A 13,064-nucleotide genomic window follows, 5' to 3' on the forward strand; every position below is an offset into this window, starting at 1 on the left:
ACCCAGGGGTGCCGGCGCTGCCGTCGGGACGTTCGTTATGGTGGACGCCTCGACGGCTGGCCCGGGCGAGCCGCCGGCTCAGGCGCGGCGGCGAACTACCGTTCGGCTGCCGCGGGTGTGTGGCGCGCAACGCCAGCGTAGGCGTCGAGCATCCGCTCGCACCAGGCGGTGATGGGATCGTCCTGAGCCAGCAACGCCTGGGCACTGACGATCCGCGCCCACTGAAAGGCGCCGAAGACGATGTGATCGGCATAGGCCGGCGTTTCGCCGGCCAGGTAATCCTGCACCGCCAGGGTGCTGCGCAGGGGTTTCAGGACGTCGCGGAAGGTTTGCAGCGAGGTTTCGCGTTGCCCAGCCAGGGCCTCCAGCGACACGCCAAATGCCGCCTCGCGCGTCCGCTTGAAGTAGTCCTGGTCGGCTTCATCCAGCACCCCATGGACGTCGGGCAGGATCAAGCGCGCCAGCGCCGGATGGACACTGTCCGCGACCCACTGGTTGATGAAGCGCGTCGTTGCCTTGAGCGAGGCATCGCCCAACAGGGCAGGCCGCTCAGGGTACTGGCGATCCAGATACTCGGCGATGGTCCAGCTGTCACTCACGCACTGGTCACCGTCGACCAGCACCGGCACCTTGCCCTGGCCGGAAAAGGCGATGGCCTCCTTCTCATGGAAGCGCCAGGCCACGGTCTCCACCGGCAACCCCTTGTGCGCCAGCGCCAGCCGTATGCGCCAGCAATAGGGGCTGAAGCGGCAGCTGTCGTCGGCGCCGGTCAGTTCGTACAGGCGTAAGGGTTGGGTCATCAGGAGGTTCCTCTTGGTCAACCAATGGGGGGGTTCGTGGGCGACTGTTGGAACAGGTACAGGCGCCGATCAGGTCTTCTGGGACAGCGGCAAACCGCTATAAGTACCCAACCGCTTGCGCTTTCTTTGGGTCGCTATGGCGAAGATCCCTAGCCAAGCGACGCTCGCGGGAACCTGCCCACAGCCCGGGCTCTCCTCCACCGTATCGGCTACAGTTCAGCCAACCCTTCGCCTGTCGCGAACGCCTGGCACCGGAAGAGCCACGCGTGAGAAGGCGCGCAGAGCACCTCAAACCAGGAGTCTCACATGGAGCAGGACAACCAGGAACAGGACTACATCACCTCGCTGGAATCGCTGGAAAGTCTCTACGGCGAGGTCGCGGCACCCTCGATCCTCAAGGAAACAGACCACATTCACCCTGCCTACCAGCCCTTCATCGAGGCGGCGTCCTTCGTGGTATTGGCCTCCTCAGGGCCCCAGGGACTGGATGCCTCGCCGCGCGGCGATGCGCCCGGCTTCGTGCAGGTCGAGGACGCCAGGGACGCTCTACCTGCCGGATCGCCGGGGCAACAACCGCCTGGATACGCTGCGCAACATCCTCCAGGATCCCCAGGTAGCGCTGCTGTTCCTGATTCCCGGCATTGGCGAGACGCTACGGATCAACGGCACCGCCCGTATAGCCGTCGACCCGGCGCTGCTGGCGCGCTTCGAGGTCAAGGGCCAGCGCCCGCGGACGGTACTGGAGATCAAAGTCAGCAGTGTCTACTTCCAGTGCAGCCGCGCGGTGATCAGGGCCGGCTTGTGGGATGCCACCCGGCACCTGCCGCGCAGTGCCCTGCCCTCTCCCGGGTCGATCCTCAAGCAGCTATGTCCGACCCAGATAGACGGCGATGCCTACGACCGGGCCCTGCCGCAGCGCATCGCCAACACCCTCTACTAGGCTGACCCACCCGCTTCCGGACCCAGCAAGGACCCGCCATGACCTTCACGGATATTCTCATCCCCACCTACAGGAATCTGCTTGGCGCCCTGTCGGCCTGGCTCGGCAAGGCCGAGGCCCAACGGCCGGATGGCACAGCCGAGACGCTGCTGGCCGCCCGCCTGGCGCCTGACATGTTTCCCCTCGCCACCCAGATCCGCTTCGCCTGCGTCCAGGCCCAGGAAGGCGTATTGCGACTGCACGACCAGGCCTTTCCGCCCGAACTGACAGACTTGCTCAACGAAGGCCGCAACGCCGGCGAACAACCGGGCACCCTCGCCCAGGCACAGACCCGCATCCGCGAAACCCTGGACAGGATAGAGGCGATCTCAGGCACAGGCCTTCCCATCCAGGAAGGCGCACCGGTCGCCCACGAACTGCCCCAGGGCCTGGTATTCGACTTCACGGCCGAACAGTACGTCCGCGACTGGGCCCTGCCGCAGTTCTACTTCCACGTGATGACCGCCTACGCCATCCTGCGCGCCCAGGGCGTGGAGCTGGGCAAGGCCGACTATATCGCCCAGGTGCTGCCCTACCTGCGCCCTGGGGCGTCGTCCTAGCCGCCAGGCGGCGAACGCCCGAGGTAGCCTTGGCGATCAGCTGATCGCCAGGCGCGGCATGAGCCTCAGGGCCGCGTACTGCAGCAGCATGATGGTCTTGCCGTCGCGCAGGATCCCGGCATCGATCATCGCCAGCGCCTCCTCCAGCTCGACTTCGAGCACGGCAATGTCCTCGCCCTCCGCGACATTGCCACCCCCGGCCGACTTGCGATCGCCCGGAGCGTACTCGCCGACGAAGAAATGCAACCGCTCGGTCACCGAACCGGGACTCATGAAGGCATCGAACACCTGCCGCACTTCCCGCACCTGAAAGCCCGTCTCCTCCTCGACCTCGGCGCGGATGCGCACCTCGGGTTCGGCGGCGTCAAGCAGGCCGGCGGGCGCCTCGATCAGCAGGTCGTCGTGCCCGTTGACGAAGGCCGGATAGCGCAGCTGGCGCGTCAGCACCACGGTGCGCCGCTGGGGATCGTAGAGCAGGATGGTCGCGCCATTGCCGCGATCGTAGGTCTCTCGCGATTGCCGCTGCCAGGTGCCGTCACTGCGCAGGAAGGCGAAGGTGGTTTTCTTCAGCACGAACCAGTCGTCAGATAAAACCTCGACCTCTTCGACACGAATACGCGGGGCGATGCTCATGGGCAGTCCTCTGGATTGGCGAGCGGTGTTTACCGCCCTGGGGCTTCGCGCTAGAATTCGTGCAGTTTCGTGCAACGTCAAGAATTTTCGTGCAGGAGTCCCGGATGCTCACCCGTGAACGCAAGGCGCTTATCCAGCAGGTACTGCGCCAGGAAGGACGGCTGGTCGCCAAGACCTTCAGCCAGCAGCTGGGGGTCTCGGAAGACACCATTCGCCGCGATCTGCGGGAACTGGCGGCTGACGGCATGCTGCAACGCGTGCATGGCGGTGCCTTGCCGGCTTCGGCGGCGGTCGCGGACTACGCCAAGCGCGAAGAGGCTTCCACGGCCAGCAAGGTGGCCCTCGGCCGGGCGGGTGCGCGCTTGATCCAGCCAGGGCAGATCGTCTTTCTCGATGGCGGCACGACCAATGTCCAACTCGTCCGCCAGTTGCCCAAGGATCTTGCGATCACCGTGGTAACCCATAGCCCGAACATCGCGGTGGAGCTGGTCGAGCATCCGCTGATCGAGGTCGAGCTCGTGGGCGGCCGCCTGTTCAAGCATTCCATCGTCACCCTGGGGGCGGCCTGCGCGGAGGCCATCGCCCGGGTGCGGGTCGACAGCTACTTCATGGGCGTGACCGGTCTGCATCTGGAAACCGGCGCCACTACGGGCAATGGCGAAGAAGCCGCGATCAAGCGGATCATCAGCCGCCAGGCGGCGGAGACCTTCGTTCTGGCGACGCGGGAAAAACTCGGCGCGGCCTCCCCCTACGGCATCATCCCGCTGGCCGACGTCAGTACGCTAATAACGGATGCGGCGCCTGACGATGAGGTGCTCGGCGCGCTGAGTGCTGCAGTGTCCGTGATCCATGCCTGATGCCCGACTACCGGGAATGGCGACTCGTCCCTCCATCGCCGCCCCCCACTGCACCCAATACCGGAGTCGCTTATGGCCAAGGCCGTGACCACCCTTCCGTCTGAAGGCGTGTCGGTGCCGCAACGCATCGTGCCCTTTCCCACCTCGATCAGCGCGCCGGCGAGGGCTGCGCTGCAACGCCTGGTCACTGCCCAGGGTCTACCGGTCAATGCGCTTCAGCCGCTACCGCCGTTAGCGGACAAGGCAGCCTGGCAAGCGCTCAAGGACCAGGTGAACGACCACTATGCGGTGGCGGTGAAAGGCATGGCGAGCTACCCCCGCGCCAGTGTCGACACCCTGATCCTCGGTGAAACCGAAATCCATGTCGCCACGCCCGAAGGATCGGCACACCCCCAGCGAGCCTGTATCGACCTGCACGGTGGTGCCCTGTTGTTCGGCGGTGGCGAGGCCTGCCGCGTCGGCGCGCAGCAACAGGCCGACCGCTACGGCGTTCGGTGCTTCGGCGTGGATTATCGCCTGCCGCCTGACTTTCCCTATCCTGCCGCGCTGGATGACTGCCTTGCGGCCTATCGGCATGTGCTGAGCCAGTACTCCCCCGCCGATATCGTTGTCATCGGACGTTCGGCGGGTGGCAACCTGGCGCTGGCGACGCTCTTGCGCGGTCGCGACGAAGGTCTGCCGATGCCCGCCGGGCTGGTGCTGCTGTCGCCGGAAGTCGATCTGACCGAATCCGGAGACAGTTTCCACACCAACCGCCATGTGGATGTGATGCTGCCCCTCCCGCTGATGCCCATCAATCAACTCTATGCGGGCGACGCGGATCTCGCCCATCCCTATCTGTCTCCCCTGTTCGGCCGGCTGGAAGGCTTGCCGCCCACCTTCCTGCAAACGGGTACCCGCGACCTGTTCCTGTCCAACGCGGCGCGCTTGCATCGTGGGCTGCGCCGCGCCCGGGTGCCTGTCGAGTTCTACCTCGGGGAAGGCATGCCCCACGGCGGTTTCATGGGCGGAACAGCAGAGGATGACGACCTGGCCCAAGAGATTCGCGGCTTCGTCGAGGCCCTGTGGCAACACCAGGCCTAAAGCCAGGTGCTGCGATCGCCGCCTGGCGCACGCGCCAAGGCTCACCGGCCGAGGCGGTCATGGACGAGGCGCGAGTAAGGCGTTCGGGTGCCAAGACGAATGATCAGGCCAGCTGATCGATGAGCTCTCGGATCGCCGTCGCTACGTCTACCCCTCCGAAAAGCTATTGCAACAACGTTTATTGACCAAACTTCAGGGAAGTTCGGCGAATTGGCTGTCATTTGTAAAAGCGGCAAAGAGCCACCATAAACTTCCAGATATTCGCACCGAAAGCCTGACTATTGACGTCACTATCCCGTCGTCGCTTGCAGCTAGCTGTGACCGCTAGTCCTTCTCCGAGGAGCTTTCAGATGTTCAAGAATTTCCGGATTGGCACCCGCCTCATCGTGTCCTTCATCGCCGTGGCGTCCATCAGCCTGGTGGTGGGATTGGCGGGCCTCAGCAACAGCAGTCAGATCAACGATCTCGCGACTCAGCTTTATCAGAACGAGCTGCTCGGCCTTTCCTACATCAAGGAGGCCAACATGAATCTGGTCTTCATCGGCCGCGCGCGCAGCAACTACCTGCTGGCAACCTCCGAAGAGGATCGCACTCGTGCCCAGGCGGAGGTCAAGCTGGGCCTCGCCAACGTGCGGGACAATCTCGCCAGGGCCCGCCCCCTGTTCAGCAGCGAGGCATCGGCCGCCAATTTCCGGCAGATCGACGAGCTGCTGGGCAGCTATACCTCTCAGCTGGACCAGGCCATGGCGATCGCCGGCAAGCGGACGCTGCGTGATGCCGATCCTGAGCTGGACAATCAGCTGGTCAGCGTCCGCCGTTTTGGCGATCAGGTGGGCGTGCTGATGACCGAGCTGTCCAAGCGCAAGGAGCAGAACGCCAGCGATGCCAACGACCTCACCGACCAGATCTATGCCCGCAGCCGGGTCATGCTGATCGGCATCATCGCGGTGGGCGTGGCCTTTGGCATCCTGCTCGGCTTCCTGATGAGTCGCAGCATCACCCGCCCCTTGCGCGCGGCCGTCGCGATCGCTGATCGCCTGGCGGCGGGCGACCTCACCCAGCGCATCGACGCCGAAGGCCGGGACGAGACCGCCGCGCTGCTGCGCGCCATGGACGGCATGAACCAGCGCCTGTCGCAGATCATCAGCGATGTCCGCAGCGCCTCCGATGGCCTGGCCAGCGCCTCGGAGGAAATCTCCGCCACCGCCCAGAGCATCAGCCAGGCCAGCACCGAACAGGCCGCCTCGGTCGAGGAAACCAGCGCCAGCGTCGAGCAGATGTCGGCGTCCATCGCCCAGAACACCGAGAACGCCAAGGTCACCGACGGCATGGCCGGCAAGGCCAACCGCGAGGCGAACGAAGGCGGCCAGGCCGTCAGGGACACCCTGGTAGCCATGAAGACCATCGCGGCCAAGATCAGCATCATCGACGACATCGCCTACCAGACCAACCTGCTGGCCCTCAACGCCGCCATCGAGGCGGCGCGGGCCGGCGAGCATGGCAAGGGCTTCGCCGTGGTGGCCTCCGAGGTGCGCAAGCTGGCGGAGCGCAGCCAGGTCGCCGCCCAGGAGATCAGTAACGTCGCCCAGGGCAGCGTGGCCCTGGCCGAGCGTGCCGGCGCGCTGCTGGACGAGATGGTGCCCTCCATCAGCAAGACCTCCGACCTGGTGCAGGAGATCACCGCCGCCTCGGAAGAGCAGACCTCCGGCGTCGAGCAGATCAACGGCGCCATGCTGCAGCTCAGTCAGGTCACCCAGCAGAACGCCTCGGCGTCCGAGGAACTGGCCGCCACTGCCGAAGAGATGAGCAGCCAGGCCGAGTTGCTCCAGCAACTGATGGAGTTCTTCACCCTGAACAGCGCCCTGGGCGGGCCGGACCTGACGCGCCCCGCTCCCAAACGCTCGGGACCGGGGCTGGCCAAGCGCGCCGCTGCGCTGGTCGACAGCTCGCGGCATGTTACCCAAGGCGGCATACCCGTGGGCTATGCCCGTTTCGAAGAGCCGGCCTGAGATCGGGCCGGCAATACGTTGCCCTTCGACGAGGGTGTTCACCCCGGGTGAGCACCTTCGCTGCCAGGACGGCCGGCGGACGCATTCAGGATTCCTGGCCGCGCTATCTACCTGAGAGTCTCAGCTGCATACGCCGAGAAAGGCTTTCAGCTGAAGCACGACAGGCGTGACTTCTTCTTTCGTGGTGAAGCCGATCCGCGGCCAGTCGTAGCGACTGTCGCGTTCGGTGGCGTGGCCACTGTCGACTTTCAACTGCCTGAAGAACTGGCGGGTTTCGACGATCCCTCGGCCCGCGCGCCTGGCGTGGGATTCGACCTCGAAGGCAATCTCGCCCAGATTGCCCTCGGCCAGTCCGGCGACCGGCCGATACAGGAAGATCTGGCCGCGTTCGGCCTTTACGCACCTGAAGCCCTGCCCGCTTTCCAGCTCGTACAGCGATCCGTAGACCTCCGTCAGCAATCTTCTGGCGGTCTCGAATACATAGCTATCCATCTCTTCCGCCCCCCAGTTTTCTGCACAGGCTCACCGCAACCCCTGCTTAAGCGCAGATGAAGAGGAAACCCTAGCAGTCGCCCGGGAATTAACTCCCGCCGGAAACATCGCTTCACAGTTGCGCGACCTGGACCAAGAGGAACGGCCGTCCGTGCTGGCCCTGACTACGGGGTTTTCAGCATCTCCTGAGAGGGGAATCGGTTTTCGCCGGACGCGCCGATGCGCTGCGCGCTGATCCAGCATCCGGCGCAGACCCGCAGTGAGTAGCGGCAGGTATTAATACGGAGCGGACGATCAACCCGGCGGGCCAGCGAACAGGCCCGCGCCGGCGGCAAGGGCTAGAGCTGGCCCTTGAAACCCTTGCCCACCAGATAGACCTCGCGCGAGCGGGGACGCGAGGCTTCGGGCTTGCGGATCGACACCTTCTCGAAGGAGGTGCGTACGTCTTTCAGGAAGACATCGGAGCCTTCGCCCTGGAACACCTTGACCACGTAGTTGCCGCCGGGCTTGAGCACCTGGCGCACCATGTCGAGGGTCAGCTCCACCAGGTACATGGCGGCGGCCTGGTCGGCGGCCGCGACGCCGCTGATGTTGGGCGCTATGTCGGAGACGATCAGGTCGGGCTGGCGGCCCTCGAGCATGCCGAGGATCTTCTGGAAGACGGCATCGTCGGTGAAGTCGCCCTGGACGAAGTCGACGTTGTCGAGGGCCCCCATCGGCAGGATGTCGGTGGCCACCACGCGGCCCTTCTCGCCGACGATGCCACCCGCCACCTGCGACCAGCCGCCCGGGGCCGAGCCCAGGTCCATGACCAGCATGCCGGGACGGATCAGCTTGTCCTTCTCGTTGAGCTCGATCAGCTTGTAGCTGGAGCGCGAGCGCAGGCCGTCTTTCTGAGCGCGTTTGACGTAGGGATCGTTGACGTGTTCATCCAGCCAGCGACGGCTGCTTTTGGATCTTTTCATGTTGGAACTACCACGGGAAAGCGGGTGAGAAGCGGCCGTTCGCCAGGTCCGGCCGGCCGCGAAGTGGCGGCGATTATAAGCCGATAACGCGGCTGGACGAATCGGCGATCGCCCGAGCGTCCGTCAGACCGCCCAAAGGAGCGCCCATCGTCCCGGCCTGACAGCGCCGGGGCCGCCGGGTACAATCGCCGCCCTACCCCTCCTCGTCCCTTCCTTTGCCGGAGTCACCGGCCAGGATTATTGCCATGATTCGCCTCAACGAACTGCAGCTGCCGCTTGACCACACCCCCGCCGAATTGCGCCAGGCCATCCTCCAGCGCCTGAAGCTGAGCGACGCCGACCTGCTCGATTTCACCGTGTTCAAGCGCAGCTACGATGCGCGCAAGAAGAACAGCGTCATCCTGTTCATCTACATCATCGACCTGGAGGTGCGCGACGAGGCGGCGGTGCTGGCGCGCCTGGCCAATGACCTGCACGTGCGCCCGGCACCGGACACCGGCTACTACCCGGTCGGCCAGGCCCCGGCGAATCTGGCCGAGCGCCCGCTGGTGGTGGGCTTCGGTCCCTGTGGCCTGTTCGCCGCCCTGCTGCTCGCCCAGATGGGCTTCAAGCCCATCGTGCTGGAGCGCGGCAAGGAGGTGCGCAGCCGCACCAAGGACACCTGGGCGCTGTGGCGCAAGAAGGTGCTGAGCCCCGAATCCAACGTGCAATTCGGCGAAGGCGGAGCGGGCCTGTTTTCCGATGGCAAGCTCTACAGCCAGATCAAGGATCCGAAGTTCTACGCTCGCAAGGTGATGCACGAATTCGTCCGCGCCGGCGCGCCGGAAGAGATCCTCTACGTCAGCAAGCCGCACATCGGCACCTTCCGCCTGACCGGGGTGGTGGCGGCCATGCGCGAGGAAATCATCGCCCTCGGCGGCGAAGTCCGCTTCGAAACCAAGGTGACCGATCTGCTGATCAACGACGGCCAGCTCGAAGGCGTGGTGCTGGCCAATGGCGAGACCCTGCACAGCCGCCACGTGGTGCTCGCCCTGGGCCACAGCTCGCGCGACACCTTCCGCATGCTGCATCGCCAGGGCGTGTACATCGAAGCCAAGCCCTTCGCCGTCGGCTTCCGCATCGAACACCCCCAGGGCATGATCGACCAGGCCCGCCTGGGCAAGTACGCCGGTCACCCGGAACTGGGCGCCGCCGACTACAAGTTGGTGCATCACGCCAAGAACGGCCGCGCGGTCTACAGCTTCTGCATGTGTCCGGGCGGCACCGTGGTCGCCGCCACCTCCGAGCCGGGCCGGGTGGTCACCAATGGCATGAGCCAGTACTCGCGCAACGAACGCAATGCCAATTCCGGCATCGTGGTGGGCATCAATCCCGCGCAGGACTTCCCCGGTGATCCGCTGGCCGGCGTCGAACTGCAGGAGCGCCTGGAATCGCGCGCCTACGAACTGGGCGGCAGCGACTATTCGGCGCCTGGCCAACTGGTCGGCGACTTCATTCGCGGTGTGCCCTCCACCGCCTTCGGTGAAGTCGAGCCCTCCTACAAGCCCGGTGTGCGCCTGGGCGATCTGGCGCCATCGCTGCCCGCCTACGCCATCGAGGCCATTCGCGAAGCCCTGCCCGCCTTCGGCAGGCAAATCCGCGGCTTCGACCGCCATGACGCCATCCTGACCGGGATCGAGACCCGCACCTCCTCGCCGGTGCGCATTACCCGCGACAACGACAGCCTGCAGAGTCTGAATCTGCGCGGCCTGTATCCGGCCGGGGAAGGCGCTGGCTACGCGGGCGGCATCCTGTCTGCTGGCGTGGACGGCATCAAGGTCGCCGAAGCCCTGGCCAAGGCGATGCTCGCGGAAGGCGACGCGCAGGCCGCTCCGCTGGTTCGGGCCGCTGGCTGATGAAGCTCGACGACATCAGGAAGCTCCACCAGAAGAAGTACCGTGCCGAGTTCGGTCACTTCCTGGTGGAGGGCGAGCACCTGGCGCTGGAACTGCAAAAGGCTGCGCTGGGGAATCCCCAGCTGCAGCGGGCCGAACTCTATGTGACGGGCGCCTACGAGCACTGGCAGAGTCCGTTCCGGACGCACCCGATCAGCGATCGGCAGATGGCGCAGCTTGCCGATACCAAGACCCCACAGGGTATCCTCGCGGTGGTGCCAATGCCCCGGGAGCCTGTGGCAGCAGCGGTCGAGGGCGAGCGCGCCGTCTATCTGCACGAGATCCAGGACCCGGGCAATCTGGGCACCATCCTGCGCACCCTGGCCTGGTTCGGGCGCTTCCGCTGCCTGCTCAGCCCGGGCAGCGTCGACCCCTACAATCCCAAGGTGGTCCGCGCCAGCATGGGCGCCATCTTCCACACGCCGCTGGAGCTGGACGTCGAACTCGACGGCCTGCAGGAGCGCTTCCCCCGCCTCGCCTGCCTGGACATGCAGGGCACGCCGGTGCAGTCCGCCGCTTTCGCAGCCTTCGACTGCTACCTGTTCGGCAACGAAGCCCGTGGCGTTCCCCGTGAGCACCTCGCGGCCCTGAACGCCCAGCCCTTCACCATCGCCGGCTCGGGCGCCATCGAGTCCCTGAATCTGGCGGCCACGGTGAACATGTGCGCCTATGAGTTGAGTCGGTAGCGATCAGCCACGAGTACCGGGCGCATTGGCGTCTGGACGGCAGAGGACGAGCCGCCAGTCCCCTTGCTGAGGTGAACGCGGCCGGATGGCCATCCCGTCGGCAGTACCGATCTCTCGACTCGGCGCCACCTGGTGCAAGCGGCAACAGGCCTCCGCTCATACCGATGTCCCGACTACCAGGAAACCGGCCTTCAGACAGGCACTTTCCGGGTAGCCGCCCAGGACTGGTCTTGCGCCCTCCAGCCAGGCACAATCGAATAGTCATACGATGACAGACAAGACCGTGTGATCTGTGGCTCCCGCCACCTGGCATTTCCGACAACTACAACAAAAGGATCCGAGCATGAAAAAGTTGAAACTAGCGGTAGGCTTCCTCTGCCTGTTCAGTGGCTATGTCGCAGCAGCAACAAGTGATGAAAAGGACGTCGCCTCCGCCGTCGACCAGCTGACCCAGGCCATGTGGCACAAGGATATTGCGCAGCTCAAGGCGCTGACCGCAGATAACCTGACCTATGGACATTCGAGCGGCAACATCCAGGACAAGCAGGCGTTCATCGCCGACATCGAGACGGGCAAAAGCGCATTCAACGAGCTGAAGATGCTCAACCAGAAGATCACCCTATCCGGGGACGTCGCGCTGGTGCGCAACCACTTTTCAGCTCAGGCCGTAAACAGTGGCAAGGTAGTGCCGACCGAGATCGAGAACTTTCAGATCTGGCAGAAACAGAAAGGCCATTGGCTGTTGATCGGGCGCCAGGCATTCCGCTTCTGATCGACCCAGGCGTCAGTCGTTGTAGCGCCAACGTTGACTGAACGTCGCCAGGCCTCGGCGGCGTTCCTGCAACGTCACGCACGAGCCGCGAATGTCTGCGGACCCGGTAATCTGAACAGGTCCGCACACACCCGGTCCGTATTGGTATGACTACCGGGAGAATCGACCATGACGACAGCCAGCAATCTCTTGTGGGGCGCCTTGGCCATTGGTGTGGTGACAGGCATGCGCAGCATGCTGGCGCCGACCCTGGTCAGCGGGGCGCTGGCGGGGCGTGAGGATATCGCGAGCGCTGACGAACCCGCACCTACCCTCGCGTCGTCTCGAGTACGTCAGTACGGGATACCCCTGGCTGCGGCGGAGCTCCTGGGCGACAAACTGCCCTTCGCGCCGGACCGCACCATTGCGCCCTCAATGCTGGTCCGTGCCCTGTCCGGTGGCATCAGTGCCGCGGCACTCGCCGGTGCGCAGCGGCAACTGCGACTGCTGCCTGCACTGATCGGGGCAACCGCTGCCTGTGTCGCCGCCAAGGTAGCGATCGATCTGCGCAAGGGCTACGCCCGCAACGCCTGGCTCAATGCCGGCCTCGGCCTGGCCGAAGACTGCCTGGCTTTCTCGCTGGCCAGGGCCGGGTTGCGTCGAGCACTGCGGGATAGCTAGGCGAGGACCAAAGCATCGCGCACAAGCCACGGGACGCAACAGGGTGCTTGGAGCCGGGCGGTAGCCGCCGCAGGCCTGTCGGAGTTCGCGCCGTTCGAGAGCATCAGCGGAGAGCACTTCGACCGGACCTTCGCGCTCAACGTGCGCGCCCTGCTCTTCGCCACCCAGGCAGCGACGGCGAGCATGCCCAATGGCGGCGCCATCGTATTGATCGACTCCATCGCCGCGGCGATCGGCACCCACGGCTATGGCGTCTATGGCGCAAGCAAGGCCGCAGTGCGCTCCTTCGTGCACCTGGGCCAATGAACTGGCACCCCGCAACATCCGCATCAACGTCGTTGCGCCGCGACCTCGGCGGAAGTATGGGAGCAGCTGAACAGGCTGATCCCGCTCGGCCGTATGGCACGTGTCGACGGTGGTCTGAAAGGCATTGCCCCTGCATCCCAGGCGAAGGATCGATGCGTTGCTCCTGCACATCCGGGTAGAGGGTAGGTGCTCGGAAACAGGAATGGCATCAGGAGGGAGATCCAAGCCGCTTCACTGGCTTCCTGACCGCTCGTCTAGACAGGACCAAGCCAGCGGATCAATTATTGCGATATTCAAACGGACGAATCATAGTGGCCTTATGACATCT

At 65.0% G+C, this 13,064-nt stretch carries 12 protein-coding genes and 2 pseudogenes; 10 read left to right on the plus strand and 4 right to left on the minus strand.

Features of this window, described 5'->3' with window-relative positions:
- Window positions 1-95: 95 nt before the first annotated feature.
- Window positions 96-800: a glutathione S-transferase family protein gene (locus AABM56_RS13565; protein ID WP_347883368.1), complete on the minus strand. Its 705-nt coding sequence runs from the start codon at window positions 798-800 to the stop codon at window positions 96-98.
- A 306-nt stretch (window positions 801-1,106) separates the two neighbouring features.
- On the opposite strand from AABM56_RS13565, the pseudogene AABM56_RS13570 reads away from it, so the two are divergent.
- Both AABM56_RS13570 and AABM56_RS13575 read left to right on the plus strand, forming a co-directional pair.
- Window positions 1,107-1,740: pseudogene (locus AABM56_RS13570) on the plus strand (pyridoxamine 5'-phosphate oxidase family protein).
- Between the two features lie 38 nt (window positions 1,741-1,778).
- The gene (locus AABM56_RS13575; RefSeq protein ID WP_347883369.1) at window positions 1,779-2,339 is read left to right on the plus strand and encodes a DUF1993 domain-containing protein; all 561 of its coding nucleotides are present in this window, start codon (window positions 1,779-1,781) and stop codon (window positions 2,337-2,339) included.
- A 36-nt stretch (window positions 2,340-2,375) separates the two neighbouring features.
- Here AABM56_RS13575 and AABM56_RS13580 read toward each other — a convergent pair whose 3' ends face one another.
- On the minus strand, window positions 2,376-2,972 hold the full coding sequence (locus tag AABM56_RS13580) for an NUDIX domain-containing protein (RefSeq protein WP_273862184.1): 597 nt from the start codon (window positions 2,970-2,972) through the stop codon (window positions 2,376-2,378).
- Window positions 2,973-3,076: 104 nt separating this feature from the next.
- On the opposite strand from AABM56_RS13580, the gene AABM56_RS13585 reads away from it, so the two are divergent.
- The 3 genes from AABM56_RS13585 (at window position 3,077) to AABM56_RS13595 (ending at window position 6,921) form a co-directional block, all read left to right on the plus strand.
- Window positions 3,077-3,829 (plus strand): DeoR/GlpR family DNA-binding transcription regulator, encoded by a 753-nt coding sequence (locus tag AABM56_RS13585; protein ID WP_347883370.1) that lies wholly within the window; start codon window positions 3,077-3,079, stop codon window positions 3,827-3,829.
- Between the two features lie 72 nt (window positions 3,830-3,901).
- A complete protein-coding gene (locus AABM56_RS13590) occupies window positions 3,902-4,912 on the plus strand; it encodes an alpha/beta hydrolase (protein WP_347883371.1) in 1,011 nt (336 codons plus the stop codon).
- 350 nt (window positions 4,913-5,262) lie between these two features.
- Window positions 5,263-6,921, plus strand: coding sequence for a methyl-accepting chemotaxis protein (locus tag AABM56_RS13595; protein ID WP_347883372.1), 1,659 nt, complete (start codon window positions 5,263-5,265; stop codon window positions 6,919-6,921).
- Window positions 6,922-7,041: 120 nt separating this feature from the next.
- Here the strand turns inward: AABM56_RS13595 and AABM56_RS13600 are convergent, their stop codons facing one another.
- Both AABM56_RS13600 and rlmE read right to left on the minus strand, forming a co-directional pair.
- Window positions 7,042-7,413, minus strand: coding sequence for a hypothetical protein (locus tag AABM56_RS13600; protein ID WP_347883373.1), 372 nt, complete (start codon window positions 7,411-7,413; stop codon window positions 7,042-7,044).
- A 338-nt stretch (window positions 7,414-7,751) separates the two neighbouring features.
- The gene (gene rlmE / locus AABM56_RS13605; protein WP_187979574.1) at window positions 7,752-8,378 is read right to left on the minus strand and encodes a 23S rRNA (uridine(2552)-2'-O)-methyltransferase RlmE; all 627 of its coding nucleotides are present in this window, start codon (window positions 8,376-8,378) and stop codon (window positions 7,752-7,754) included.
- 245 nt (window positions 8,379-8,623) lie between these two features.
- Between rlmE and AABM56_RS13610 the strand changes: the two genes are divergently transcribed.
- The 5 genes and pseudogenes from AABM56_RS13610 to AABM56_RS13630 all read left to right on the plus strand — a co-directional run.
- Complete coding sequence (locus AABM56_RS13610) at window positions 8,624-10,273, plus strand: NAD(P)/FAD-dependent oxidoreductase (protein WP_347883374.1); 1,650 nt, start codon at window positions 8,624-8,626, stop codon at window positions 10,271-10,273.
- The gene (locus tag AABM56_RS13615; protein WP_347883375.1) at window positions 10,273-10,998 is read left to right on the plus strand and encodes an RNA methyltransferase; all 726 of its coding nucleotides are present in this window, start codon (window positions 10,273-10,275) and stop codon (window positions 10,996-10,998) included. Before AABM56_RS13610 ends, AABM56_RS13615 begins: the two co-directional genes overlap by 1 nt.
- Before the next feature lie 343 nt (window positions 10,999-11,341).
- Window positions 11,342-11,770, plus strand: coding sequence for a nuclear transport factor 2 family protein (locus tag AABM56_RS13620; RefSeq protein WP_187979577.1), 429 nt, complete (start codon window positions 11,342-11,344; stop codon window positions 11,768-11,770).
- 168 nt (window positions 11,771-11,938) lie between these two features.
- A complete protein-coding gene (locus AABM56_RS13625) occupies window positions 11,939-12,430 on the plus strand; it encodes a DUF4126 domain-containing protein (RefSeq protein WP_347883376.1) in 492 nt (163 codons plus the stop codon).
- A gap of 69 nt (window positions 12,431-12,499) precedes the next feature.
- A pseudogene (locus AABM56_RS13630) lies at window positions 12,500-12,736 on the plus strand (SDR family NAD(P)-dependent oxidoreductase); the annotation flags it as partial.
- Window positions 12,737-13,064: the final 328 nt, after the last annotated feature.

It is taken from the genome of Pseudomonas aestiva (genome assembly GCF_039908605.1).
GTDB lineage: Bacteria > Pseudomonadota > Gammaproteobacteria > Pseudomonadales > Pseudomonadaceae > Chryseomonas > Chryseomonas aestiva.